Origin of the sequence: Leptolyngbya sp. NK1-12 (genome assembly GCF_032598965.1) — a bacterium.
Taxonomy (GTDB): domain Bacteria; phylum Cyanobacteriota; class Cyanobacteriia; order Elainellales; family Elainellaceae; genus Elainella.
On sequence record NZ_CP053586.1, the window covers coordinates 5,554,573 to 5,578,045 of the forward strand.

Here is a 23,473-nt window from a genome sequence, read left to right on the forward strand (position 1 = left end):
AACTAGTAGCTTGAGTGAAACCGAGCGGACATCTAACGATTAGCCGTTCTACCTAAGCATTACCGAGCGTTGGAATCGGATTCGAACTAGCCCCCAAGCGCGGGAAGCTCGGTAAATCAAGCTGATTGCTTTGCCGATTGCGCACCGCTAACCGATAGCTGACACTCTTCAACTCGGCATGAAGCTGGCGATTTTCGCGCTGAATCATTGCCACCTTTTCGCGCACGGTCTGCATCCGCTGCTCAAACTTTTCGTGATAGACGCGGGGTAGTTCCTGCACGACCTGTTCCAGCATCTTGGCCCGTTCGGTTAGCTCTAACATCGACTGCCGCATCTGCTGCATTTCCAGATCGCGTTCGGCAATCTGATCTTGATAAAACGTTACCTGCTCTTCCACGCCTTGAAGCTGGTCGCGCAACATCCGCAGCTCGGCCTGCTGACGTTCTGAAAGTTCCACAGAGGGAGCACTGCTGGCATTGCCTTTGACGAGACGAAACAGCTCCTGCGACAATTGTTGAACGAGTTGGTCGCGCATATTCAACTCTTCGCGCAGGTGGGCCACTTCGGCTTGCAGTTCGGGGAGGGTAGAAGGACGATCGGTTGGGGTTGTCACGGTACTGCTCCAATCAGGTTTTCTTGCCAACGGCGAGGGGCAGAGGCCCGTCGAATGTCTCGCCAAATTGCTGTAGCAGCTAATGTACCATCTGCAACCGCAATTGACACCTGATTCAACCCTTCTTTTAGATCGCCAATGGCAAAAAGGCGCGGGTGCGAGGTACGGCACATGCTATCCGTCACCAGATTGCCACCTTTCCACTCCAAGTCAAGCCCTTGTAAATATTCGTTATAGTAATGCGACCCCATCGCCACTAAGCCGGTCTCTAGGTCCACCTGGGAGTCATCGGTTAGCTGTACGCCGGTCATTTCATGGTCGTGGCCTAAGAATTGCTTAATTGGCGTTTCGACGAGAGGATAGCCATGCTCGCGCAGCTTTTGCCGCATTTCAGCTCCTACTTCTACCTGACCATTGGTGAAAACCGTGATGTAGGGCGTAAACCAGTTGAGCACAAAGGCGGTGTTGATCGCTCCCTCTGAGCCAACGAACAGACCGCAGCGCTTGTCTGCAATTTCGTAGCCATCACAGATCAGGCAAACATGCAGGTTGTACCCGGCATAGTCATAGACATTCTGCATGTCTTCTAGCTGAGGCAGACGGTCGATAATGCCGCTGGCGGCGATCACATACTTGGAACGAAATACAGGATAGAGGCTCTCCTGCCGACCCACTTTCACCTTGACGGCAAAGGTTTCTCCTTCGTCGCGCACTTCTTCCACAAAGCCGCGCAGGTAGTCAGCTCCCAGTTCCAGGATGTGATTCTGCCCTTGCTTGAGTAGATCTCGTCCCGGCGTATCGGGAGGCAATCCCAAGTAATTGCGCAAATCCTGCATCCAGAACGACCGACCTCGCCCTTTTTCAATCACCAGGCAAGAGAGCCGATAGCGCTGAAGATAGATCGCGGCAGACAGTCCCCCGGCACCTCCACCTACGATAATCACGTCATAGACATGGTCCAGGCGTTGATCCAGGTTTTGTTTTGAAAGTTTCATAGCCAGGAAGTTGAATCACTCAGGGTCTCTGTCTCTATCATTATGAGGCTGTTACCTGAATCTAGGCTGGAATTGCCTGAGTTTAAGCTGAAATCTCCAGATATCAGAAATAGATTGAACGCGCTATGCCATTCGACCAAGCTGAGTTTAAGATTCGCTGCGAATGGGGCGAGCAAGGTATTCGACAGCTAGCTCCAATTAGTGAAGTAGTGGTGATCGTAGATGTTCTGTCGTTTTCGACCTGTGTGGAGATTGCAACGAGTCGAGGGGCAAAGGTATTTCCCTATCGCTGGAAGGATGAATCAGCCCTCAAATACGCCCAATCCATACAAGCCGAACTAGCTAGCTTTGAGCGCCGAACCGATTCCCCTTCTTTGGCCCCCAGTTCCCTATTGAATCTCTCACCCCAGAGTCGGTTGGTGTTGCCATCGCCTAATGGAGCTAGCTTGAGCCTGCTGACTGGCAAAACCGTCACGATTGCCGGCTGCCTGCGAAACTGTCGAGCGGTAGCTAGCTGGCTAAGCTCCTGTGAAACCGTTGCAGTGATTCCGGCTGGCGAACGTTGGCCCGATAACAGCCTACGACCTGCACTCGAAGATTGGATTGGGGCAGGGGCAATTCTGAACTATCTTCAGGGCAGCTTGTCGCCGGAAGCAGAAGCCGCAGTTGCTAGTTTTCAGCACTACCAAGGTTCGGGCCACAGGCTACACCAGTGCAGTTCTGGCAAAGAATTAATCGCCAAAGGGTTCGCCCAGGATGTTGAGCTAGTGGCTGAGCTGAATGTCAGCGACTGTGTACCCGTTCTAACCAACGCAGCCTACTACATTAAAAACAAAGTCCCCCAAGCTATAGCCCTAACGGGCATACCAGAACGGGGGATTTAGGGAACCGGCCAGTCTGATCAACGCCGATTATTCTTCGTCGCGGGCGTCGTTAGTCGCTGGGATCTCTGGCTTAATGGTCAGGTAGCGAATCACCTCATCACTCAGGCGCATTGATCGCTCTAAGGCTGCAACTGCCGTTCCAGGGGCACTGTAGTTCATTTGCACATACACCCCTTCCCGGTGCCTTTGAATCTCATAAGCCAGCCGGCGCTTCCCGCGATGTTGGGTATCTAAGTCTTGAGCACCTTGATCGCGCAACAAGCCCTGATATTTTTCGATTGCCTGATCGGTTAATTCGTCGCCCAGATCAGGGCGCAGGATGTACATCGTTTCGTATTGAGGCATAACAAATTTCTCCTTATGGACATTCGGCCTCTGAAGTGCAATCCTCTTTCTGAGTGGCTCACAAAAAGCAATGAGAGCGTTGTCTCACTCACCCCCTTCGGTTCATCAACATCACCAATGACCAATGTCACCAATGATTAGTTTGCCAGTGGGGAGGTTGCAATTAGAGGCAAGGAATTACAATCATATACCAAGTCAAGCTCAATCAACTATGGCGCAGCGCTTTGTCCGCATCCAAACCTCATCAGGCCAGCTTCATTACGGCTTGCTCCAGCTCGACCGCTGTGTGCAGATTTTAGACGCTCCTCCTTGGCTGCAGGGGCAGCCCACCGAGCAAGAGCTGCTGGCCGATGAATATCAGCTTCTAGCCCCCTGTGCGCCTTCTAAAGTTGTGGCCGTCGGCAAGAACTACATGAAACATGCTGCCGAAATGGGGGGCGAAGTACCGAAGGAACCCCTGCTGTTTATTAAACCCTCCACAGCAGTGACTGCTCCAAATGCGCCGATCTACTATCCGTCTCAATCTCAGCGAGTAGACTACGAAGGAGAATTGGCTTTGGTGATTGGCGAACGCTGTGTAGACTGTACGCCTGAGCAAGCCCGCACCAAAATTTGGGGCTACACAATTGCCAATGACGTCACTGCCCGCGATTTGCAAAAGCAGGATGGTCAATGGACCCGCGCTAAAGGATTCGATTCGTTTTGTCCGCTAGGGCCGTGGGTGGTCCGAGAAGTGGGAATAGGGGCAACCCTCCAGACCTTTCTGAATGACGACCCGACTCCAGTCCAGTCCGCCTCGATTAGCGATATGGTGTTCTCGCCCGACTCTTTGGTTTCCTACATCAGTCAGGTGATGACGCTGTTGCCTGGAGATGTAGTGCTGACCGGTACACCCGAAGGCGTGGGTGCCCTGAAAATTGGCGATCGGGTGCGAGTTGAGATTGAGGGGATTGGCTCACTAGAAAATCCGGTAGCTGCCAGACCTACGCTTAGCCCAACCATTTGATACTCGCCATTGGCTGGTAGGGGGTAAGACTGGGCCACCCTACCACATGAACCTGACCTCTAGCGGACCTGCATGTAAACCGCATCAGAAATGGTAGGAATTTCAGCGTAGCGCCCTAGGGCAGACTGCACCACGGCGTAAACCACAGCAGCGACCGTCCCCAGGAAGATGACATTAAATAGCGTCTCTAGAATCAGACCGCCCTGCAGGACTGGTTGCAAAATGAAGCTCATCACCAAACTGCACAAGCTCAGCACAATCCCCAGCAAGATCGCCTGTAGGGTATTAAAACGAACGAAATGACTGATGTTGTCGTTCCGCACGACCAGCATAAACAGCAGGATAAAAATAATAAAGGCGGCGAAGGGAAAATTGTAGAGCGCCATCAGCGGTTGAAACGGAATCAAGATGGGCAACAGAGCCGGAAACTGTTGAAAAAAAGGAGCGGCAAACCTCAGCCCATCCAGTAGGGGAAGGAGATATACAAGGCAGGCAAACAGTCGGTCTTGGGGGGTAGTAGAACCACGCCAGGTCATTTTGTGCTCTCCAGAATGAAGTGTCTGTCTTCCAGGGTTTCAATAAGCCTAGGATAACGTAATCCTTAAACGCTGATCGGCCTGGAATTGTTGATGCACAGCTAAATTAATTTCTACAGGAATTCAATGTTCTATCCATAAAACCCTGGCGCAGCTCATGCCACTGTTGAGGCTGCTTTGCATTCCTGCTGCTTGGCTGATTGGGTCTGAGATGGCTGGTTCTGGGGTGACTGGTTCTGAGATAACCTTGTATAGTTCTGGTTTAGGCTACTCAATTTGAGCAATCCGAAATCCCATTTGGCACTCATACTGAACTGGCTGATCGTCAGCCATTCTCCGCAGGGCGCGGCCACAGCGCAGCTTCCCTTCTTGCCACCGGGGTTGACCGCTTTGATCCGCCATTAGGCAACTGTGACACACCTGCTCTGGGGCAAGCAATTGGTTTTCCATCAAGACCACTAACATAGGACACCTCTGGCGCTTTAGCCAATCCTACTAATCCCATTCTATGTCAGGGTTTTCAGACATCCCTCTGTGTTAGGCATAGCTTAATATAGCCTTGCTAAAGATGAAGTATCGGCGGTGGCAATTTGGTATGAAGTTGGAAACCGCTGTTTGAGCAAGCCTGACTCAACCGATTTGCTCAACAAACCAATTTACTCAACAACTTACTCAACAACCGAGTTGAGTAGCTCTATCAGCTCGGTCAACTGGTTCAGCTCATTAGAGACGTCCACATCGACTAAGTGGGATTCCTGAAGCAGCTTTAACCAGTAGCGCGTTTCACGGGCTTCCTTAGCTGCCATCATCATAGCTTGAGTGAAATCTTGATTGTGCTGCTTTCGATCGTGATTGGCGGCTTCCTCCACATTGACGCCAATGCCGGTACCGCTGCGGAGCAATTGACTCGATAAGATGAATTCCTGCCTTGCTTGCAGTTTTTTGTAGAGCCGAACCATACTGAGGGCAAACTCAAAGCTTTTTGTCTGGATTAGGGTTTCATCCATGCTTCCTCAGCAAAAATGCAGGGGGTGTCAGCGAGGCCAAATCCTACTTAACACCCAAACAAAGGAGATTCTACTGCACCAGCGAAATCGCGCATACCCAATCTTTGTAATCTGGGTCACGGTTTTCGGTAATGGCCGCCAGCTTATCCTTCAACTTGTGCGTAATCGGACGCTCTGACGATAGATTGTAGTTTTCGATCTTCCGCACCGGTGTAATTTTGGCTGCCGTACCGCTGAGAAACACTTCATCGGCAATAAACAGCTCCGACTTGTCTACCGGACGCTCCACTACCGGAATCCCCAGATCGCGCGCCAAAGTGAGAATACTGTCTCGTGTGATGCCTTCCAGAATGTCCTGTTCTGGACCAGGAGTAATCAACTGCCCGCGCCGCACCACAAAAATGTTCATTCCCGATGCTTCGCAGACTTTACCTTGAGCATTTAGCAAAATCGCTTCATCAAAGCCCGACTCGACCGCCTCAGTTTTTGCCAACGACGAAGTAATATAAGCTCCGCTAATTTTGCCGCGTAGGGGCAGGCTGCGGTCCTCTTGCCGGTGCCAGGAGCTAATCCGACAGCTCACGCCTTCTGGTGAAAGGTAATCGCCCAGCTCTAGCCCATAGACAAAGAAATCCTTTTCGATGTTGTGCAGTCGAGGCGCAATTCCCAGATCTGAAGTGTAGACGAACGGTCTGATATAGAAAGACGAGGTAGGCTGATTCTTCTTAACAAAGTCAACAATTACCTGATAAATTTTGTCGGCAGGTAAATCGAAGTGGAGAAACTTAGCGCTATCGCTGAGACGACGACAGTGGCGATCCAGCCGAAACAGCAAAATTTGGTTCGGATTTTGGGGATCGGGGATGCCACGCAACCCCCCAAACGCACCTGTCCCGTAGTGTAGGGCATGGGTGGCAATCGAGATCTTGGCCTGATCAAACGGAACAAACTGATTTTGAAAATACGCAATCGGTAAAAAGGTGTGCATCGTAGTCGGCCTCTATAAACAGACTTTATATAGATTAAGCTTAGCTGCCAGAATTTTTAGCATTCTACAGTTTAAGTAATTTAAGCAGCTAGGAGTTAAGTTAGCCTCCAATGCATTTAGGGTATTTTGGTTGAGGGCAGTGATGCAGACGCAATGTTGATTTAGTGAATCCTGGAATGTCTCCAGCAAAGCAAGGAGCAACGCATGGCGGAACCAGAGAGCAACCGGCTCAAATTGATGGTTGTGGATGATGAGGCAGACAATTTGGATCTGTTGTACCGCACGTTTCGGCGTGACTTTGACGTGCTTAAGGCAGACAGTGGGCCAAAGGCATTACAGCTCCTAGAGCAACATGGTGAAATGGCAGTGATTATTTCCGATCAGCGCATGCCGCGTATGAACGGCACTGAATTCCTTAGTCGCACGGTAGAGCGCTTTCCCGATACCCTGCGGATTCTGCTGACTGGCTACACCGATGTGGAAGATTTGGTGGGAGCCATCAATGCTGGCAAGGTGTTTAAGTACATCACCAAGCCCTGGAATCCCAAAGACTTGAGAACAATTGTCATGCAGGCTGCCGATACCTATCGAATCGTTAAGCAGCGGACCAATGAGCTGCACCGGGCGCTGCGGCGAGAATCGATTTTTAATGCGGTGACCACAGCAGTGCGAGAATCACTGGACTATCACAGCATGTTGCAGACCGTGGTCAGGACAATTGGGCAAACATTTGCGGCAGATGGTTGCCTGTTGCGTCCGGTTGAGCGCTTGAATGGTTCCCCCCAGTGTCAGTTCGCCTCCGAAGCGTTTACCTATGCCGCGACCAACACAGCTGATCCAACCGCTATCGATGCGCCTTTTCGCGAGTCAGCTCTAGATGATTCTAAGCCACTCGATCCGATAGGCTCATCCGCGGCGGCTCTCGGCGTTCCTGAACCAGATCTGGCGCTCTTAATGACGCTGACTCAAACTTGCCAGTCCCAACTGCTGTCGATTGTAGAGCCATCTCCCTACACCCAGTTAATTGTGCCCTTGATCTGTCAGCAGGAGCCTGTGGCCGTTTTGGTGCTGCACAAGCAAGGTTCAGCCGTTTGGGCCGAGGAAGAAATCCGGTTGATCGAGAGTGTGGCCGAGCAGGCAGCTTTAGCCATTTCTCAAGCCAAACTGTATCAGCGCATCCAAGCCCAAACCGAACAAATGCGGGCTGAATTGGCAGTTGCCCGTCAGATCCAAACCAATTTGCTGCGGCAGACCTTTCCCGATCTGGAAACGGTAAAAATTCAGGCGTATTGTTTCCCGGCTCGTGAAATCGGCGGAGATTTTTTTGAAATTTATGTGCATCCTCAGGGGGATATTTGGCTGGCAGTGGGGGATGTCTCCGGTAAGGGGGTTCCAGCCGCTTTGTTTATGGCCAGTGCAATTTCGCTGCTGCGGCGGGAATTGGCCCAGGAAATCTCTCCGGCTCCCAACATCGTGATGCAAAACTTGAATCACAGCCTCTCAGATAATTTGGTCAACAGCAATTGCTTTATTACTCTGATACTGGCCCGTTACACACCCACGACCAGAGACTTGGTTTACGCCAATGCTGGTCATATCTATCCGTTGGTATGGTCACAGCGGCAGCTAGAGAAGGAACGGCAAACGGTTGAAGTAGTCAGCGTTGAACCTACTTACCTGAAGACGCGAGGCGTGCCGTTAGGAATCTTACCCGTTTGGAAAGCGGCAGCGGGTCAACTCACGCTTCAGTCAGGCGATGTGCTATTGCTAACCAGCGATGGCATCACCGAGGCAGCTTTAGAGTCCTCTACGCAAGCCCGCACGATGCTGCATCAAGCTGGGCTTTGGCACTTGATTTCCCAGCAACGCGGCAGTTTAAACCTGAAGGATTTGCTCTCAGTGATTCAAATGAAAACCCAGGTGCAGGAAGACGACCAAACCATTCTTTCGTTGGAGGTTTTGTAAATTGATGCGAACTGAGCTACATGTTCCAAGCGATTTGCAATTTCTAACGGTGGTCGAAAACTGGCTGCTGGGTTCTCTTCAGGTGGCGCTACCTGACCAGGTTGATTGGTCGCGTCAGGCCAATCGCTTACGCTTAGCGCTGGTCGAGGCTTACTCTAATGTGGTGCGGCATGCTCATAAGGATCAGCCCAACTTGCCAGTGCTGATTCGTCTAGAACTGAAGGATCGGGATCTGTATCTGGAGATTTGGGACCACGGCCAAGGCTTTGATCTGTCTACCTACATGCCCCCGTCTCCAGATCAACAGCAAGAAGGAGGGTATGGTTGGCTGATTTTGCACCGTCTGATGGATAAAGTAGAGTATCGTCTGCAAGTCAACGGACGCAATTGCTTAATGCTGGAAACTCACCTGCCGCGAGAAGACGAAGCCGCTCTTGAGTAGCTTTTACCTTGAGTAGCTTTTACATAGCGCTTGAGCAGCCCTAACCGTAGCTAACGAACTAAAGGGAACGAACTAAAGGGGCAGCTTTTGCAGGTAGGCTAGTTCCCGTGATTCCTGTTTTACCAGCCCTTCCATGGCAGCCCGCTGAAGTTGCAAGAAAGCCGTTAGCTCTTCTGGAGTATTTTTGACTTGTAATAAGGACCGCAACTGATCTTCTGCCGCCAGACTCAGGTAGCCGGTTTTGAGCGCTTGGTCCACCAAGTCACTGATGCGCCCCATTTCTTTCCTCCTTAGCTAATTCAATATCCAAGCTTGTATAGCCCTGGGATTACTGCAGTAGACCGAAATCTCGGCCAAAAGTTCCGCGCCTTCAGGAGCAAAATTATGGGCAGTGAACAGGAACTGAACGAGGGATCTGCTACGTCTTCCAAGTTTTTAGAAACCCATCCGGACATTCTCCAAACACACGGAATGAAGGAAGTAAGCGTGATTTGGCCTGAAAGCCACTCTATGGGTGGGGATCAGCCGACCAGCAGCCAGAGATGCAGCCAAGGATGCTAACTCTACTCAGGGAATGGGGGCAGGTGCTGGTGTTTCTAATCGATAACGGATCGAGATGACGAATCGGACTCTCTACTGCTTCCTATCTCACTTCCCATCACAGTTGGAATCAAGGGCGGATTTAGTTCCATGGAAATCGTTTTACTTTTACTGCTGCTAGCGGCAGTCGCAATCTGGTATCGGTTCTGGTATGCCTCTTCCCGTCGGAAAACGCAGCAGCTCAAGAGTAGCGGCTTGGTGCGCGTAGATGAAGTGCACAAACGCTATCGCCATCTGCCATTGGGCAATTTGGGAATTCTACACAAAATCAAAGACGGACAGCGGGTGCAAGTGATTTTTCCTAGCCTAACCGCTGACGAAGACGTGGATTATATTTATTCATGGCATGATTTGCGAGTAGTTCGTCCGGTGCTAGAGCGACCTAAAGATGATGATGAAGCCTGGTTACGCGCTACAGGGATTGCGGCTTTGATTGAAGAGCGATTGCAGCTTGAGCCAGAGATTACCAAACTCAAAAAGTACCACCACAAGCTAGGTGAACTGCTGGATCTAGTAGATGAATCAGAGGAACACCTAGAGCAACAGGATACTCTTGCCGTCACCCATACTCAGGTTGGCTATCTCTTAGAGCAAGCCAAGCTCCTGGAGCAGCAATATGTTGATTTGATTAAAGTCACGCTGAGAGAGGCATTGATTCGCAGTGAACTGGAAGACTTTAACCCCGATCTACGGCCTGAAGAACGGCGAGACCTCAATAACCGCTATCAAGAAATTCGGGCAGAATATCAAGTCTGGAAGCGGGTAGCTCATACCTTTCCAGAGCTGCCGTCTGTGCTGTAGTGCGGTTGCCTATTTATGTTTGCCTATTGGTTTGCCTATTGGTTTGCCTATTGGTAAGTAGCGTCCGGCTTGGTTTACTTCAGGCCATTCCAGGTATTGCGAAACGTCGGTACAGGCAATGAGAAGTTGGAGGAAAGGTCGGCTTGGGTTTCGGAGTCAAGGGCAGCAATTACGCCGTTATAGATGGCTTCGGCTTCGGCAGGCGAGTTGCCGATACTTGTGAGGCCCAATTTACCAAACTCAGACAAACAGCCAATCAGATGAAACACGGTGCCCGTTTCGGTGGTGCTGTTGAAATGCAGATGGTGTTGGGCAATGATATCCATCAAATCGCTGGGGATCAGCCCCGTATAGGACTCTTTGTGCAGGTTGTCAGTGGCAATGTAGTATTTGGGACAGCCTTGCTGGTTATAGAACAGTCCGGTTGCCAAGTCATAGCGGCCATAGGTGAGCAGCTTCAGCGTCATAAACGGATGGGTGGTACCACCTTTGCGCAGGTTGATTTCGATTGCCTGCAAATCCCATTCGCCGTTGGGTTGACGCACTGCAATAAAATCGAGGCCAAATCGTTCCAGGGCACCTTTAGCGGCCAATCTGGCTCCGACTCGCCTGCCGTACTCCTGCAGCTGCAAGCGATAGGCATCGTCAGCAGGAAACTGGCAGCCCAAAAACACCTGACCGTCTGGCCCACCTAGAATTTGATCGTGCGTGGAGAGAATTTCAACCTCGCCGGTGGGCGTCACCCGTCCCTGAACGCTGGGTGAGCGCTTTTCTTCGCCTTCCACAAAGGCTTCTACGATGGCACCAAGCTGGGGAATCCGCTGGCTGAAGTGATGCCAGGTTTCTGTGGTGGACTGAAAGCTCATGCTCTCAAACCGCTGTTGGAGGGCTGCAATCCGGGTACTAGAAGCTGCCTGCTCCGGTGCTAGCTCCTGAAGCGGGCGCAAATCGAGCAGGGCATTACCGCCGCCTGAGAACCCCTCGTTCAGCTTGACGACAATTCGCTGGAGTTGGGGTTGACGTTCCCAGAGGTCTGAAGCGGCGGCAGCCAAATCCTCTACGGTCCACATCAGCTCGCTGCCATCCGGACAGGGAATGTCTGCTTCCGCAAAAATTTGCCGACTGCCGCTTTTGGTACCCCAGTAGAGCAAATCGGGATTGACGCCCAGTAGGGGGATACCGAGTTGAATCGCCAGCTCGCGTTCCAGCCCAGTGGAGTTGAAGCAGGTCATGTAGGCTCGGTCCTGACGGATGGCTTGCCGTAACCGCGCCATTAAACGAGGCCGCTCCAGAATTTTCTGCGTTAGCGGTTTGTGAGATGTATCGTAGGTACAGAGCAGCAGTAGCCGTTCGCGGGCATGGGAAAAGGGTACACCGGGCAGCAGTTGGAGATAATAGTCGATCACGCTGGGATGGATCGGCTGCGAGGTGACGTAAATCAATCGTGTGCGGGGGTTGCGCAGCCGAATCAGGGAAAACAGCAGCCGCTCTTCGTAGTAGTGAACGCCGGTAATTTTTTGCAGCTCTTGCTGGTCAAGGCTCAGGGACGGAATTACCAGAATGTCCCAGTCGCCTTGGTCGCTGTGTTCAATTGACTGCCAGCGATCGCGGAGATGGCCTTGAAGCTGCTGAAACTGCTCTAACTGTTCGGGATGAATTGTCGAAGCCGCCGTTAAACCCTGCATATCTCCAGCCCCACTCGATTTCAATGGGAAATACCTGATTCTAGTCGGTGAATTACCTTGCTTTCTGCCTATCTAGGGACATAATCTATCGCTGCATTCAGACTGATTCCATCCGGTCTAGATATGGCTACAGACATAGCTACAATCTTGCCTGATTGCGCTCCAGAAGCGGCTTTTCTATAGAATTTCTTTCTGCCTGCCGGGTCTTTGCCTACAGCTGCCCCCTCCGACTGCGGCAGCTTCTCCTAGTTCTCTCGCTTAACTCTCTGTGCTCCTGTGGTTGAGCTGGCCTGCTCAACCTGGAATTGATATCTTCTGCTTGATGCAGGAGTTGGGGCTGTATTACCTGCAAGGCGCAAACTAGTTCACCTGGTTATTCTGCGAAACAGCGGCCCCAATCTGATCGTTGGCTAAACGGCTACCGTTTCCGGCAGCGGTTCCTTGGGCGCAAACAGCACCGCCTCAATCTGATCCAGCGCCAGCTCCAGATCGTCGTTGATGACACGAATGTCAAATTCATTGGCTGCACCCACTTCGGTTTTGGCCCGCTCCAGCCGACGCACAATCGCTTCTTCAGACTCGGAAGCCCGGTGACGCAGGCGGTGCTCTAGCTCCATCATGGAAGGGGGCAGGATAAAGATGCCGAGCGCATCGGGAAAGGATTGGAAAATTTGCCGTGCCCCTTGTAGCTCGATTTCTAGCACCACCCATTTGCCCTGGCGAATTTGGTCTTCTACCGGCTGGCGCGGCGTGCCATAACAGTTGCCCGCAAACTCAGCCCATTCCAGCAGCTGGTGATTGGCTACCATTTGATCAAACTCGGCGCGAGACACAAAATAGTAGTCGCGTCCGTGAATTTCTCCCGGGCGGGGGGTGCGCGTGGTGACCGAAATTGATAAATAGAGTTCTGGATGCCGTCGTAACAGCATTCGCATCAGAGTGCCCTTACCCACACCACTGGGTCCCGTTAGTACAATCAGCTTGCCTCGTGCCATGCTTTCACCGTCCAAGCGACGCAAATTGTAGTTTATTTTACCTAAAACAGGAGACTTCCGTTTCTGAATGGTTATGCTGAAAGTTGCAGTTCAATGTGCTGAAAATGCAACCTCCAGCACGGTAGTTCGGTTAGCTTACCCGTCGCCCTGGGCGTCTTTGCTGATCACAAAGCGGTTGGCAACCGTTTCGGGTTGGATGGCCGATAAAACCACATGACCCGAATCGGTAATGATCACTGCTCGTGTTCGACGACCATAGGTAGCGTCGATCAGTTGACCACGATCGCGAGCATCGCTGATGATGCGCTTGATCGGAGCAGACTCCGGGCTAACGATTGCAATGACTCGGTTGGCGGAAACGATGTTGCCAAATCCGATGTTAATCAGCCTAATATCCATAAATAAACTGAAAATGAACTGATCTAGCCAAATCGGGAGCCTGTGAGAATTTATTTTTCAATAGTATCGACAAAATTTGTGGACTGCCGAGTAAAACGGCTGAATTTGCTGAATTTACTGTGAGGTTTGAGGCGTAACTATGCAACCTGTTGATTTCACCACGCTCACGGCTGCTTGCGCCGAACTGCGGACCGATTGGCTGCCTGCCCGCCTAGAGCAAGTCTATCAGCGCGACCGCTACACAATTGCCTTGGCCTTGCGCACCCTCGATCAGCGCGGTTGGTTGACCCTATCCTGGCATCCTCAAGCTGCCCGCCTGTGTATTGGCGATCCGCCGCCCCGCACTCCTGATACTTTTACCTTCAGCCAGCAATTGCGGCATCAGCTCAACGGTTTGGCTCTGGTAGCAATTGTGCCGATTGCCCCCTGGGAGCGGGTGGTTGATCTCCAGTTTGCTCAACGGCCGGGAGAAGCGGCCCTCTGGCATTTGTATATGGAAATCATGGGCAACTACAGCAATGTGATTTTAGCCAATCAGGACAATCAGATTGTTACCGCTGCCTATCAGGTGAGCAGCCAACAGTCCAGCCTGCGCCCAATCCAAACCGGACAGCCCTATGAGATGCCGCCCATCCTCACCAATGCGGTACCGTCCCTGGAAGAACCGCAGAGCCGCTGGCAAGAGCGCTTGAGCCTGATTCCCGGTCCGTTGAAGCGTAATCTGCTAAAAAATTACCGAGGTCTGAGTTCAGCGTTGGTGAATTCGATGGTGCAGGCGGCGGGCCTTGGTCCGGATCAATTAACCGAGAGTTTGAAGGCCGAGGATTGGCAGAGATTGTTTCAACGCTGGCACGAATGGCTACATGCTTTAGAGCGGGAACAATTTCAGCCGGGATGGTTGGGACAGGGCTACACGGTGATGAGCTGGAGCGATTGGCAGACTCAGCGACCCGATTGGAAGCCCGAAAAAAGCATTCATCCGATTCTCAACCGCTACTACACCGATCAGTTGAACCGACAGGAGTTTGGGCAACTCCGGCACCAAATCACTCAAAAGCTGAGCCATCACCTGAAAAAGCTAGCCGCCAAAGCTGCCGATTTCCAGTCCCGATTACAGCAGTCGGATCGGGCCGATCAGTATCGGGAACAGGCTGACTTGCTGATGGCCTACTTGCACGAGTGGCAGCCTGGAATGACCGAGATTATGCTGGCAGATTTCGTTACCGGCGATCCAATCCGGATTCCCCTAGAGCCAGAGAAAAACGCGGTTCAAAATGCCCAGGCTCTTTACAAACGCCACCAAAAGCTAAAGCGCTCGCGGGCCGCGATTGAACCGTTGCTGGCAGAGGTGCAGGCCGAAAGGGATTACCTGGAACAGGTGGACGTGGCGATTGCCCAACTGGATGAATATCGCACCCCAGCCGACTTGGCATCCCTGATCGAAATTCGGGACGAGCTAATCCAGCAGGGGTATCTAGAAGACCCCGATCAGCGCTATCGCAATAACTCGAATCCAGAAACTCAATATCTGCGCTATCGCAGCCCCAGCGGCTATGAGGTCTTGATTGGCCGCAACAATCGCCAAAATGACTTACTCACATTCCGCCTAGCCAGTGACTATGACCTCTGGTTTCACACCCAGGAAATTCCTGGCAGTCATGTGTTGCTGCGGCTAGAACCGGGCGCGGCGGCAGAAGAAGTCGATCTGCAATTCACGGCGGATTTAGCAGCTTACTACAGTCGAGCGCGGCAGAGCGATCAGGCTCCGGTGATCTATACCGAACCGAAGCAGGTGTTTAAGCCCAAAGGAGCCAAGCCCGGTATGGCGATCTACAAACAAGAGCGGGTGATCTGGGGCGAACCGCAGCGGGGCAAAAGCTACGAGTTGATCGAGGGATAGGTTAGGCTCAAAAAGGAATTGGGAAAACTCATATCTTGCACCTCGATATGTGAACAGTAAACCTTGAGAATAGAGTAGGGCTTGAAGACGTGACACTTCGAGCAATAACAGCAGCACTGTAAACTGTGTGATCTGTAGAGATGGTTTCATGCTTTAGTAGGGGGATGAACCACGAAGTTAAGCAACGTCTTGGCTGGATAAAATTCTATGAGCAATTAGGCGACGCAGATATTGTTTGCCGCAAGAGTGGCATCTCTAAACCGACGCTCAGAAAATGGTGGCGTCGCTACCAGCAATAGAGCATTGCAGGACTGAAAGTCAGGGCAAGATCAATTCGAGCCTTGGCATTTAAGTGGATTCGGATTCTGTTTCGTTGCTGGCAAGACCGGGTTCCGTACGATGAAGCCAAGTATCTGCTGGCATTGCAGCAGAAGGATTCACCGTTAGCACAACAAATTGTCTCATAAGCATGAACGTGATATTTGTCATCTTGTGAATTGTGATAACAAAGCAAAATGTGATTTAGGTTTTCGATTTTAGGAATACTGAAGCAATCAGAATAGGAATCGATAGATCGCTGTGTTCGTAATCAATCTACCAATATGGCAGAAGTGCATTTTCACAGTCTGACTTGACTTAGTGAAGCTCAGGGAATATGTTATGCTGCACTATTTCATCAACGCTCGAATTACGATCGCCAGTGCCCCTAACCCAATCCCAACAAGTGCTGGCACCAAACGGTTGCCCAAAATTCGCAACTTTGCATTCATCGGTAGCTTCCCTGTTTCCCAGTAAACCCAGTCATCTCCTAACTGGCTTGCTAACTCCAAGTTTCCTGAAATCAGGAGGACGATACCATTACCCGTAGCAGGATTGACCCGCACCGTATGCCCTAGCGCAGGCAAATTCCCTCCATCATGACCTACAGCATACTCATCAATACCATTAGCAACATACAAGGTATGCCCTAAACCCCAATCTTGATGTGCCCCTGGCTGAGGCTGCATCATTTGCTTTAAAGTTTCTTGCTTTAGAACTAGATTCGTTCGGCTATAAGCTTGAACAAAGCGAGCCATATCTTGAGGCGTTGCATAAAGGGATGCCGCTGCTGTAGCTGTATATCGACGGTGAGGACTCGGTTGAAGTTCTTCATCAAAGCTGGTTGCTAGCTCATCTATACGATCAGAAGCAGCGATCGCTTCCCAGTCAAAGCTTGATTTTTCCATGCCCAAAGGCTTCAAGATAGCCTTTTCCATATAGTCCGAAAAAGACTGTTGCGTAACTTCCTCAATTAATAATTGCAGGACTGTATAACCCCCACCAGAATATAGCCAGTTTTGTCCAGGCTCTCTAGCAACTGTGACACCACGAGATTTTCCTGATGTAGAATCCTTGGTCAAAGTCAGCGATTCTTCAAGGGATTGAATCGACTCACCTGGCAGAAAACCAGCATAGCCAAAAAGATCGTCTAATCCCCCTGTATGACTTAACAGATGCCTAATGGTTACCTTATCGCTATATTGACTTACTGGAAATTTCCAGCGTTTCAGGTACTGATTTGCAGGCTTATCTAAAGCAAGTGTTCCATCTTCTACGAGCTTCATAATTCCCCAGGCGGTCACCATCTTACTCACGGATGCCATCTGGTAGAGTGTCTGATCAATCTCGACGGGAGATTTTTTTTCGGCATTTGCAATTCCAAAAGGATGGGCTGCAACAATTTCACCATTTTGAATCAGAATAAGAGTCGCACTACCCAGTTTCGGCTTACCTGGTTGGCTCAGTTTTTGGATCAAATAGTTTTCGATGGTTACCAAATCCCCGCGCGGTACTGCTGGACGGGCGATCCAAAATACTTCAACAATGACAATCGCAATGACAGCCACAGCCCAAAGTACTATCCAGCCTATCGTCGTGAAGATCTTGATACTCATGCTTTTGAAGAAAATCTGGTAAAAAAAGGAGTGAGAGCGTTCACTTCAAGCGCAGTCCAAGGTTTAATATTTATCTCCCATCCAAGAGTGAGCGGCATAATGGTGCGCTTGAGCGGCGATGAGCAAGACCGAAACGAAGCAAGTGATATTTGCCGCTCCATCGACTTGTTAGCTGGCGTTGCTAGAGATGCAAAACCGTTCGTAACCCCTCATCTATTTCCTCCTGCAAATAGTCAGGTAGAGAACCAATGCGCTCAACCAAAAATGTTTTATCAATCGTAAAAATTTGAGAGACATTTACAACGGAATCTCTCGACAAACCCGATATCCCACGAGGTAAGAGTACATTGCCTGGTGCTTCCGCCAACTGAATATTTGAAGTGATAATGACGACGATAACCGTGCTAATTCGGCTCTGGGTAAAAGTATCATCTTGAATCACTAAGACGGGACGGCGATATCCCGGTTCTGAACCAATTGGATCGGGTAAGTTCGCCCACCAAATTTCTCCTCGATACATTACCAATCCTCGCGGGGCAAAGACATAAACTGCATCTTTGCTATCACCGGATCGAGATCAGAGGATTCTTTAGCGTAAACTTGGTTCAATTTGAGCAAGATTTGATCGCGGTTGTACTTTTTCAGATATGCTTGTAACGCCTTTGTATAAAGCTCACTGCGTGACAGTCCTAACTGCTGAGCGAGTATTTCCGCCTGTTCAAAAACTGAATCTGGAAGCGAAATTGCAGTTTTCATAATGGCACTAGCTTAAAGTTTTACTCTTCGGTTATACCTCAGTTATACCAGAACTGCAAGAACCAGCACACTTAGATAACGGCAGAGAGCCTTTCTGTACATCCCAAGTCGAACAACGGAGCCAGCTAACGGTGAAGTTGTGCGGCGATCAACCAAACCTAAACACTAGGCAAAAAGACTTTGCACGTCCGCTGCAACCGAATTATGGGGGGACAGGACTAAAGCAGAGGATGTAAACTCAGCCTCAGGACTGGGAGGCAGGGTGCTTGGGCAAATTGCTACTTCTGGGATTCCCTTAACCGAAGACCCAGCGATTGTTGAACCGATGCAATGGCTAGTGCAACCCTTGATTGGTCAGTTAAAACCATTGCTGTTGCGATTAACAGAAATTACGCTCAAGATTGATGCTTGTTTTACTGCCTTGCCCGATGCTGCATTGTTTGCTGCCCTAGCGGGGGCTGGAGAGCATTTGGCTCCTCGATTGCTTGCTGCCTTTGGTGAGGATCGATTGCGCTTTGACAATGCCCAGCAGATGATGTGTTACTTTGGCATTGCCCCTGTTAGAGAGAGTAGTGGCAAGAAGAATTGGGTGCCTTGGCGATGGAGTTGTCCGATCTTCTTGCGACAGACGTTTGTAGAGTGGGCGAACCAGAGCCGACATCATTGTGCTTGGGCACAAACCTATTATCGAATGCAGCGAGCGAAGGGCAATTCTCATCCGGCGGCAATGCGGTCGTTAGCATTCAAGTGGATACGGATTCTGTTTCGATGTTGGAAGAACCGAGAGGCGTATGATGAAGCGAAGTATGTTGCATTATAACGCAAGGGTTCGCCAATTGTGAAGTTGCTTGGAACAACTTGATGAATAGTTTAGCTTTTACTGAAAATACGGCAGGGAGAGATTAACAAAACAAAAAAGTGTATGAGAATAAGAACGAACAGTTGGCTCTGAAACATACAGTGATGCACAAGTTCAGAATCAACTACGTTCGTTGGTTTAAGTTTCAACAGCCAGTAACCTAACCGAAAAAGACTCAAAAACCTACTTGACTCCATCCTCCTCAGAGGCTATGTTATGCTGCCGCCGCAATATCAACAACCGACCAAATCCAGCTTTTCATAATGTACAGTTGAGTATCTAAATCGATTTCTTGAAATGAGTAACTTGTGTGTCCTGCCTGCTTGACATCTCGGTTGCACTGGTCAATTTCAGCGAGTGAAGCCTCAGTCAAAGCGGGACAAACTGCTAGAGGCATCTCTGAAGCTCCAACGTACTGAGGCTGAAATCGTTGGGTTACAAAAGCAAGTGAGCTACCAGGAGTAACACCATTCAGTTTTTCACGCTCAGAGATCTCTAGCTCGAAAAATCCTGGCGACAAAGCCTTTTGGGAAAGCCCTGTTGGGTCATGAGATAAAAGCAAAATCCAATTCGGTGTTGTAGCAGTAATCTGACTCGCAACTTGGTTCACCCAGCCTAAATTAGACTTACTACCCACATAGAAAAACAATCCTGGGCTAATACAGTGGGCAGAGTGGAGAGAGAAATAAGCGTCAATTCGATCAAAATGCTCAAGCCATTGGCGAATGGCTACACACTCAGGATAAGTATTTGTTGTGAAATGACCCTCCAAATCTCGCTGATGATTGAGATTAAGTAGAGCTTGCAAGGTCACGTTTGTGGGTAACTCATTGGCGTTTCGAGACACAAAATCTGGATCTGCCACAGGCACAATACAAAACCGCACAGGTGGAGGCGGATTCTCTGTCAGCGTTTGAAGAATAGATATTGCAGTGAGTGGAGCGATCACTTCAGCAGCATGAAATCCAGCTACGATCACAACTGTACGAGTTGCCTGTTTATCTCCAACGCTCACTGCATAAATCGATCGCCCCTCACCCGACACACCAATCTCCTCAACATCAGCCCCTAGAACTTTTGTTTGCCGAATCAATGTATCTAGCTGTTTCAAATCAACCCATTCCATGACAGCACTCGTGATCTTCTTTTCAAGGATAGCAAGAGAACCTGACTGACTTGGAATTGTGTTCAAACCAACCCTTTCTAAAATGCTGTCCTCACCGATAACTCAGGAGAATCTATGCAAGCCGTGAGAGGTAAGAAGAAACCTCCGATACCCTTGAGGATAGGACGTTTCACTTCCACTCAACGATAAACCTCGGAGGCTGATATGAAGATTCTCGCAATTGACCTGGGAAAATTCAAGAGCGTGGCTTGCTTGTTCGATACCGAAACCAACCAAGCCGAGTATGAGACGATCGCGATGCAGCAAGTTGCGCTTGAAGACTTGCTGCAACGGAAACAGCCGCAGAAGGTGGTGATTGAAACCTGTACCAACAGCAACTGGGTTCATGATATTTGCCAGGAACACGGCTACGAAGTTTTGGTAGCTAACCCGAATCAAGAAGCATGGCAATGGCGCAACGTGAAGCGCAAAACGGACAAAGATGATGCGCTCAAACTCGCTAAACTTGCTGCGCTTGAGCAAATTAGCCCAGTGTATGTTCCAGCCGCCCAAACCCGCCAGTACCGCCGCTTGGTGAAATACCGCAAAACTCTGGTTTGGCGAATGAACCAAATCAGGAACAGCATTCGGGCACTCTTGATGGCACAAGGGTTAACCCTGCCTGCTCGTGCCAGAGCCTGGACGCTGGAAGGGTTGGCAGAGTTGAGCAAACACCGCAAACCGTTAGCCGAGTGCCAGATTGACGAGTTATGGAAAGGCGAGCTGGATGTGGAATTGACGCTGCTCGATACGTTGGAAGAGCAACACGACCAAGTTGAGAAGCAACTCAATCAACTTGCCAAACAAGAAGAACGGGTTCAACTGTTGATGACAATTCCAGGAGTGGGACGACGAACCGCAGAAGTGATTGTGACCGCGTTGGATAAACCGGAGCGCTTTGCCAATGCTCGGCAAGTTTCTGCCTACGCAGGCTTAGTGCCTGACCAGCGACAATCGGGGCAAACGAATCGATTAGGAGCGATTACGCGCAGAGGGTCCAGGTTACTACGAGGAGCATTAGTCGAGGTAGCATGGATGCTGATTCGCTTCAACTCTTGGGCACGACAGACCTTCGAACGTATCTGTGGAGGGCAGAAAACTCGCAGGAAGACGGCGATTGTGGCGCTAGCTCGAAAGCTTTTGGTGAGATGTTGGGCAATGCTGAGAGACAAACAACCTTGGAACCCAGAGCTGATAAACAATCTAAGCATTAGCAACGCATGATGAGTGTTTGGTGATTGAGCGTTGGTGGAAAGAAACTGACTGGGTAAGAAGTTGATGATTGATGGGTTAGGTGAGATTTTTGAGTGCGTGAGCTTGCAGTTATGCTTAACTTACAAGAAGTTGACTAAGCGAATAAGCCACGCACTTTGCAAAGACTCTTGAGACAATGCAGTGATTACAGCTTCAAATGTGAAAATGTAAACAGCATTGACAATTCGGATAGTCGGTTAGAAACAACCTGACACAATTAATTGTGAACTTGAAATACATTGACTGTATTCATCTTGGTAAAAGATGAGAACTTAATGCTGTCAAAAAGTTGATATTTGATTAACGACCGAAAGCTAAAATCCTGTTGACAGGCTCACGGCTTCATAGTCGTATAACGGCTAAAGTGAGCGGCGGTAGATAACCCTGAAACGAAGCGCAAAGACTTAATACCGTCCGCTCCACTGTGTTGTTAGCTGGCTTATCACAACGAGCTAGTTCAAAAAACTTTCATATTCATCGTGATCACCGATCCAGATCCAGTAATAATCATCTCCCTTCTTTTAAAGCCAATGCTCGATACCCGCCACTGATGCGAGCAGACCAAAGGTGATTACCAACTTTTTTAAAGTGCAAGGATGGATGAAGTGAGTTTTCCTGCCAAAGTCGGTAAGCTTTCTGCGCTTGCTCTTGCATCTCAGGTGAAAGTTCAGCATAGGCTTTCCAAAATTCAGCCGTCGCGAAGGACTTCATCTAGATCCCTCACCTTATTAGTCGCTATATCTGCCTCTGCTTTAGCGATCAAGTTATCTAGTTTCCCTGCTGCAAAATCCGCTTCAATCTGTCTATCCCACATTTCATCGAGATATTCCTGAAGCCAGTTGGCCAGAGCGCGAATTTCGCTCTCTGGCAGTTGCTTAATAGCTGACTCAACTTCTAAGCGATTAGTCATACGACATCCATATTTGAAGATTAAGTCCATTTTATCGCCAATTATGGCTAGGGGGTGAGTGCTGTTGGAATTCCATTAGATGGTAGTTGCTTGGCTGCTTGCTCCAGCACTTCGGGGGATGGTGTTGAGTGGGACAACCAATCAAATCCAAAAACCGCAACTTGAGTCTTGGGAATATCCTGAACAGCAATAAATCCTGTTCTCGGAATACCTGTTTGTTCACTTTACAAGAATTGAAAGTGGCGGAAGATCATTGGCCAAACAGTAAGACTGGATCGGTTCAAGCATACGCCCTAGGGCATGTCGCGGAACTCCAATTAACTTTCCAACAATGTCATAGGTGAGAATTTGGCGGTTCCGAGCAACTAGAGCGAGAACAGCCCAAATTTGTGCAGCGCGTTCGTAGATTGTCATCTTGCGTATTCAGTATTTGTGGTTGCAGAAATTACTTTCGCAGTGTTGCCTATTTCAACTTGCCAGCTAACTACTTATTAGAATGATCTGTCTCCCTCCATTCAGTCTAACTACCTAAATGAGACATGTTAGACAGATCTCGATCGGGCTAATCATCTTGTACAAGACATTAGACTGAACTTTGTCTGCCTCAATTGCCCAAACAGCAAATTAGACAGAGATGAATCTGCTTATTGCCCCGCTTCGAGGCGTTAGACAGACGGTATTCTGCATAACACTCTTCTATGGGGTGTTAGATAGATGTTACTCTGCATAGTACTCTCATCTAAGGAAATTCGCCCGTCACCTTCAGCAAATCTGCATCATCAATACTGAGGCTCGAAAGGTATTATTTAGCACATATGAACCACTGCTCTTTGTGTTGATGATGAACGCTCGCCCAAAGCAGTTGTTGGATCAGGTTCGCGATGTCATTCGACTGAAGCACTATTCCTTTCGCACTGAGGAACGCTATCTTTATTGGATTCGCCGCTACATCCTCTTTCATCACAAGCGCTATCCCAAAGACATGGGCAGTGCAGCAATCGAAGCGTTCCTGACTCATTTAGCTGTTGAAGAACGGGTACCGCTTCTACCCAGAATCAAGCCTTGAGTGCGTTGCTGTTCCTCTATCGTCAAGTTCTGCACCAATCCCTAGACTCACCCATTGACGCGCTCCGAGCTAAACCATCACGATATCTACCAACAGTGCTAACCAGAGCTGAAGTTCAAGCCCTTTTCCAGCATCTCTCAGGTGTGTATCAAATTGTGATTAAACTTCTCTACGGCAGTGGCCTTCGCTTGAATGAAGGGTTGCAGTTGCGAATCAAAGATTTGGATTTTGCTCAACGTCAAATTGTGGTGCGGGATGTTAAAGGCAATGAAAGTCGAGTCACCATGCTACCGACTAGTTTAATTGAGTCCCTCACTCAACATCTTCAGCGAGTGAAGCAATGGCTGAGCTTCCCCCAATAAAGTGGA

The 23,473-nt window shown here is 49.7% G+C and carries 26 protein-coding genes and 2 pseudogenes; 12 read left to right on the plus strand and 16 right to left on the minus strand.

Annotated elements, in window-relative coordinates:
- Window positions 1-52: 52 nt before the first annotated feature.
- Both HJG54_RS23590 and HJG54_RS23595 read right to left on the minus strand, forming a co-directional pair.
- A complete protein-coding gene (locus HJG54_RS23590; protein ID WP_316431688.1) occupies window positions 53-613 on the minus strand; it encodes an Npun_F5560 family protein in 561 nt (186 codons plus the stop codon).
- Window positions 610-1,608: an NAD(P)/FAD-dependent oxidoreductase gene (locus HJG54_RS23595; protein ID WP_316431689.1), complete on the minus strand. Its 999-nt coding sequence runs from the start codon at window positions 1,606-1,608 to the stop codon at window positions 610-612. Before HJG54_RS23595 ends, HJG54_RS23590 begins: the two co-directional genes overlap by 4 nt.
- A gap of 125 nt (window positions 1,609-1,733) precedes the next feature.
- Here HJG54_RS23595 and HJG54_RS23600 point away from each other — a divergent pair, with 125 nt between their 5' ends.
- Window positions 1,734-2,492, plus strand: a complete 759-nt coding sequence (locus HJG54_RS23600; RefSeq protein ID WP_316431690.1) for a 2-phosphosulfolactate phosphatase — start codon at window positions 1,734-1,736, stop codon at window positions 2,490-2,492.
- Window positions 2,493-2,519: 27 nt separating this feature from the next.
- Here HJG54_RS23600 and rpsF read toward each other — a convergent pair whose 3' ends face one another.
- Window positions 2,520-2,837, minus strand: a complete 318-nt coding sequence (rpsF, locus tag HJG54_RS23605; RefSeq protein WP_316431691.1) for a 30S ribosomal protein S6 — start codon at window positions 2,835-2,837, stop codon at window positions 2,520-2,522.
- A 211-nt stretch (window positions 2,838-3,048) separates the two neighbouring features.
- Between rpsF and HJG54_RS23610 the strand changes: the two genes are divergently transcribed.
- Window positions 3,049-3,843: a fumarylacetoacetate hydrolase family protein gene (locus HJG54_RS23610; protein WP_316431692.1), complete on the plus strand. Its 795-nt coding sequence runs from the start codon at window positions 3,049-3,051 to the stop codon at window positions 3,841-3,843.
- Between the two features lie 59 nt (window positions 3,844-3,902).
- Here the strand turns inward: HJG54_RS23610 and HJG54_RS23615 are convergent, their stop codons facing one another.
- The 4 genes from HJG54_RS23615 to HJG54_RS23630 form a co-directional block, all read right to left on the minus strand.
- Entirely contained in the window at window positions 3,903-4,379 is a 477-nt protein-coding gene (locus HJG54_RS23615) for a Tic20 family protein (RefSeq protein WP_036000065.1), read from the minus strand.
- Between the two features lie 267 nt (window positions 4,380-4,646).
- A complete protein-coding gene (locus HJG54_RS23620) occupies window positions 4,647-4,844 on the minus strand; it encodes a hypothetical protein (RefSeq protein ID WP_036000068.1) in 198 nt (65 codons plus the stop codon).
- Between the two features lie 203 nt (window positions 4,845-5,047).
- Window positions 5,048-5,386: a four helix bundle protein gene (locus HJG54_RS23625; protein WP_316431693.1), complete on the minus strand. Its 339-nt coding sequence runs from the start codon at window positions 5,384-5,386 to the stop codon at window positions 5,048-5,050.
- Between the two features lie 70 nt (window positions 5,387-5,456).
- A complete protein-coding gene (locus HJG54_RS23630) occupies window positions 5,457-6,374 on the minus strand; it encodes a branched-chain amino acid transaminase (RefSeq protein WP_316431694.1) in 918 nt (305 codons plus the stop codon).
- Between the two features lie 204 nt (window positions 6,375-6,578).
- On the opposite strand from HJG54_RS23630, the gene HJG54_RS23635 reads away from it, so the two are divergent.
- Together HJG54_RS23635 and HJG54_RS23640 are read left to right on the plus strand one after the other, a co-directional pair.
- Window positions 6,579-8,339 carry a SpoIIE family protein phosphatase gene (locus tag HJG54_RS23635; RefSeq protein WP_316431695.1) on the plus strand — a complete coding sequence of 587 codons (1,761 nt, stop codon included), beginning with the start codon at window positions 6,579-6,581 and terminating at the stop codon, window positions 8,337-8,339.
- A gap of 4 nt (window positions 8,340-8,343) precedes the next feature.
- Entirely contained in the window at window positions 8,344-8,781 is a 438-nt protein-coding gene (locus HJG54_RS23640; RefSeq protein ID WP_036000082.1) for an ATP-binding protein, read from the plus strand.
- Window positions 8,782-8,853: 72 nt separating this feature from the next.
- On the opposite strand, the gene HJG54_RS23645 is transcribed toward HJG54_RS23640, so the two are convergent.
- A complete protein-coding gene (locus tag HJG54_RS23645; RefSeq protein WP_316431696.1) occupies window positions 8,854-9,060 on the minus strand; it encodes a hypothetical protein in 207 nt (68 codons plus the stop codon).
- Between the two features lie 411 nt (window positions 9,061-9,471).
- Between HJG54_RS23645 and HJG54_RS23650 the strand changes: the two genes are divergently transcribed.
- Complete coding sequence (locus HJG54_RS23650) at window positions 9,472-10,182, plus strand: hypothetical protein (protein WP_316431697.1); 711 nt, start codon at window positions 9,472-9,474, stop codon at window positions 10,180-10,182.
- Between the two features lie 74 nt (window positions 10,183-10,256).
- Here HJG54_RS23650 and HJG54_RS23655 read toward each other — a convergent pair whose 3' ends face one another.
- From HJG54_RS23655 to remA, 3 genes are all read right to left on the minus strand, one after another.
- Window positions 10,257-11,867: a peptide ligase PGM1-related protein gene (locus tag HJG54_RS23655; protein ID WP_316431698.1), complete on the minus strand. Its 1,611-nt coding sequence runs from the start codon at window positions 11,865-11,867 to the stop codon at window positions 10,257-10,259.
- A gap of 410 nt (window positions 11,868-12,277) precedes the next feature.
- Window positions 12,278-12,862, minus strand: a complete 585-nt coding sequence (gene gmk, locus HJG54_RS23660; protein WP_051925036.1) for a guanylate kinase — start codon at window positions 12,860-12,862, stop codon at window positions 12,278-12,280.
- A 135-nt stretch (window positions 12,863-12,997) separates the two neighbouring features.
- Entirely contained in the window at window positions 12,998-13,261 is a 264-nt protein-coding gene (gene remA, locus HJG54_RS23665) for an extracellular matrix/biofilm regulator RemA (RefSeq protein WP_036000088.1), read from the minus strand.
- A gap of 139 nt (window positions 13,262-13,400) precedes the next feature.
- On the opposite strand from remA, the gene HJG54_RS23670 reads away from it, so the two are divergent.
- The 3 genes and pseudogenes from HJG54_RS23670 to HJG54_RS23680 all read left to right on the plus strand — a co-directional run.
- Window positions 13,401-15,161 carry an Rqc2 family fibronectin-binding protein gene (locus tag HJG54_RS23670; protein WP_316431699.1) on the plus strand — a complete coding sequence of 587 codons (1,761 nt, stop codon included), beginning with the start codon at window positions 13,401-13,403 and terminating at the stop codon, window positions 15,159-15,161.
- A 164-nt stretch (window positions 15,162-15,325) separates the two neighbouring features.
- Window positions 15,326-15,454 (plus strand): annotated as a pseudogene (locus HJG54_RS23675) (IS481 family transposase); the annotation flags it as partial.
- Between the two features lie 36 nt (window positions 15,455-15,490).
- A pseudogene (locus HJG54_RS23680) lies at window positions 15,491-15,628 on the plus strand (IS110 family transposase); the annotation flags it as partial.
- Window positions 15,629-15,829: 201 nt separating this feature from the next.
- Here the strand turns inward: HJG54_RS23680 and HJG54_RS23685 are convergent.
- The 3 genes from HJG54_RS23685 to HJG54_RS23695 form a co-directional block, all read right to left on the minus strand.
- Window positions 15,830-17,095, minus strand: a complete 1,266-nt coding sequence (locus HJG54_RS23685; RefSeq protein ID WP_316431700.1) for a serine hydrolase domain-containing protein — start codon at window positions 17,093-17,095, stop codon at window positions 15,830-15,832.
- Window positions 17,096-17,276: 181 nt separating this feature from the next.
- Complete coding sequence (locus tag HJG54_RS23690; protein ID WP_316431701.1) at window positions 17,277-17,615, minus strand: type II toxin-antitoxin system PemK/MazF family toxin; 339 nt, start codon at window positions 17,613-17,615, stop codon at window positions 17,277-17,279.
- Entirely contained in the window at window positions 17,615-17,851 is a 237-nt protein-coding gene (locus HJG54_RS23695) for a hypothetical protein (protein WP_316431702.1), read from the minus strand. Before HJG54_RS23695 ends, HJG54_RS23690 begins: the two co-directional genes overlap by 1 nt.
- Window positions 17,852-18,113: 262 nt before the next feature.
- On the opposite strand from HJG54_RS23695, the gene HJG54_RS23700 reads away from it, so the two are divergent.
- Window positions 18,114-18,671 carry a transposase gene (locus HJG54_RS23700; protein WP_316431703.1) on the plus strand — a complete coding sequence of 186 codons (558 nt, stop codon included), beginning with the start codon at window positions 18,114-18,116 and terminating at the stop codon, window positions 18,669-18,671.
- A 253-nt stretch (window positions 18,672-18,924) separates the two neighbouring features.
- On the opposite strand, the gene HJG54_RS23705 is transcribed toward HJG54_RS23700, so the two are convergent.
- Entirely contained in the window at window positions 18,925-19,836 is a 912-nt protein-coding gene (locus tag HJG54_RS23705; protein WP_420717284.1) for a M14 family zinc carboxypeptidase, read from the minus strand.
- Between the two features lie 204 nt (window positions 19,837-20,040).
- On the opposite strand from HJG54_RS23705, the gene HJG54_RS23710 reads away from it, so the two are divergent.
- Window positions 20,041-21,099, plus strand: a complete 1,059-nt coding sequence (locus HJG54_RS23710; protein ID WP_316431578.1) for an IS110 family transposase — start codon at window positions 20,041-20,043, stop codon at window positions 21,097-21,099.
- Window positions 21,100-21,817: 718 nt separating this feature from the next.
- Here HJG54_RS23710 and HJG54_RS23715 read toward each other — a convergent pair.
- Window positions 21,818-22,039, minus strand: coding sequence for a hypothetical protein (locus HJG54_RS23715; RefSeq protein WP_316431705.1), 222 nt, complete (start codon window positions 22,037-22,039; stop codon window positions 21,818-21,820).
- Between the two features lie 838 nt (window positions 22,040-22,877).
- On the opposite strand from HJG54_RS23715, the gene HJG54_RS23720 reads away from it, so the two are divergent.
- Together HJG54_RS23720 and HJG54_RS23725 are read left to right on the plus strand one after the other, a co-directional pair.
- Window positions 22,878-23,105, plus strand: a complete 228-nt coding sequence (locus HJG54_RS23720; protein WP_316431706.1) for a phage integrase N-terminal SAM-like domain-containing protein — start codon at window positions 22,878-22,880, stop codon at window positions 23,103-23,105.
- On the plus strand, window positions 23,102-23,467 hold the full coding sequence (locus tag HJG54_RS23725; RefSeq protein ID WP_316431707.1) for a tyrosine-type recombinase/integrase: 366 nt from the start codon (window positions 23,102-23,104) through the stop codon (window positions 23,465-23,467). The genes HJG54_RS23720 and HJG54_RS23725 overlap by 4 nt, the downstream gene beginning before the upstream one ends.
- Window positions 23,468-23,473 lie beyond the last annotated feature (6 nt).

Excerpts from the sequence above, each read along its gene's own strand:
- HJG54_RS23595 (WP_316431689.1), bottom strand. The coding sequence starts at position 1,608 with ATGAAACTTTCAAAACAAAACCTGGATCAACGCCTGGACCATGTCTAT.
- HJG54_RS23600 (WP_316431690.1), top strand. The coding sequence starts at position 1,734 with ATGCCATTCGACCAAGCTGAGTTTAAGATTCGCTGCGAATGGGGCGAG.
- rpsF (WP_316431691.1), bottom strand. The coding sequence starts at position 2,837 with ATGCCTCAATACGAAACGATGTACATCCTGCGCCCTGATCTGGGCGAC.
- HJG54_RS23610 (WP_316431692.1), top strand. The coding sequence starts at position 3,049 with ATGGCGCAGCGCTTTGTCCGCATCCAAACCTCATCAGGCCAGCTTCAT.
- HJG54_RS23615 (WP_036000065.1), bottom strand. The coding sequence starts at position 4,379 with ATGACCTGGCGTGGTTCTACTACCCCCCAAGACCGACTGTTTGCCTGC.
- HJG54_RS23620 (WP_036000068.1), bottom strand. The coding sequence starts at position 4,844 with ATGTTAGTGGTCTTGATGGAAAACCAATTGCTTGCCCCAGAGCAGGTG.
- HJG54_RS23625 (WP_316431693.1), bottom strand. The coding sequence starts at position 5,386 with ATGGATGAAACCCTAATCCAGACAAAAAGCTTTGAGTTTGCCCTCAGT.
- HJG54_RS23630 (WP_316431694.1), bottom strand. The coding sequence starts at position 6,374 with ATGCACACCTTTTTACCGATTGCGTATTTTCAAAATCAGTTTGTTCCG.
- HJG54_RS23635 (WP_316431695.1), top strand. The coding sequence starts at position 6,579 with ATGGCGGAACCAGAGAGCAACCGGCTCAAATTGATGGTTGTGGATGAT.
- HJG54_RS23640 (WP_036000082.1), top strand. The coding sequence starts at position 8,344 with ATGCGAACTGAGCTACATGTTCCAAGCGATTTGCAATTTCTAACGGTG.
- HJG54_RS23645 (WP_316431696.1), bottom strand. The coding sequence starts at position 9,060 with ATGGGGCGCATCAGTGACTTGGTGGACCAAGCGCTCAAAACCGGCTAC.
- HJG54_RS23650 (WP_316431697.1), top strand. The coding sequence starts at position 9,472 with ATGGAAATCGTTTTACTTTTACTGCTGCTAGCGGCAGTCGCAATCTGG.
- HJG54_RS23655 (WP_316431698.1), bottom strand. The coding sequence starts at position 11,867 with ATGCAGGGTTTAACGGCGGCTTCGACAATTCATCCCGAACAGTTAGAG.
- gmk (WP_051925036.1), bottom strand. The coding sequence starts at position 12,862 with ATGGCACGAGGCAAGCTGATTGTACTAACGGGACCCAGTGGTGTGGGT.
- remA (WP_036000088.1), bottom strand. The coding sequence starts at position 13,261 with ATGGATATTAGGCTGATTAACATCGGATTTGGCAACATCGTTTCCGCC.
- HJG54_RS23670 (WP_316431699.1), top strand. The coding sequence starts at position 13,401 with ATGCAACCTGTTGATTTCACCACGCTCACGGCTGCTTGCGCCGAACTG.
- HJG54_RS23685 (WP_316431700.1), bottom strand. The coding sequence starts at position 17,095 with ATGAGTATCAAGATCTTCACGACGATAGGCTGGATAGTACTTTGGGCT.
- HJG54_RS23690 (WP_316431701.1), bottom strand. The coding sequence starts at position 17,615 with ATGTATCGAGGAGAAATTTGGTGGGCGAACTTACCCGATCCAATTGGT.
- HJG54_RS23695 (WP_316431702.1), bottom strand. The coding sequence starts at position 17,851 with ATGAAAACTGCAATTTCGCTTCCAGATTCAGTTTTTGAACAGGCGGAA.
- HJG54_RS23705 (WP_420717284.1), bottom strand. The coding sequence starts at position 19,836 with ATGGAATGGGTTGATTTGAAACAGCTAGATACATTGATTCGGCAAACA.
- HJG54_RS23710 (WP_316431578.1), top strand. The coding sequence starts at position 20,041 with ATGAAGATTCTCGCAATTGACCTGGGAAAATTCAAGAGCGTGGCTTGC.
- HJG54_RS23715 (WP_316431705.1), bottom strand. The coding sequence starts at position 22,039 with ATGACTAATCGCTTAGAAGTTGAGTCAGCTATTAAGCAACTGCCAGAG.
- HJG54_RS23720 (WP_316431706.1), top strand. The coding sequence starts at position 22,878 with ATGATGAACGCTCGCCCAAAGCAGTTGTTGGATCAGGTTCGCGATGTC.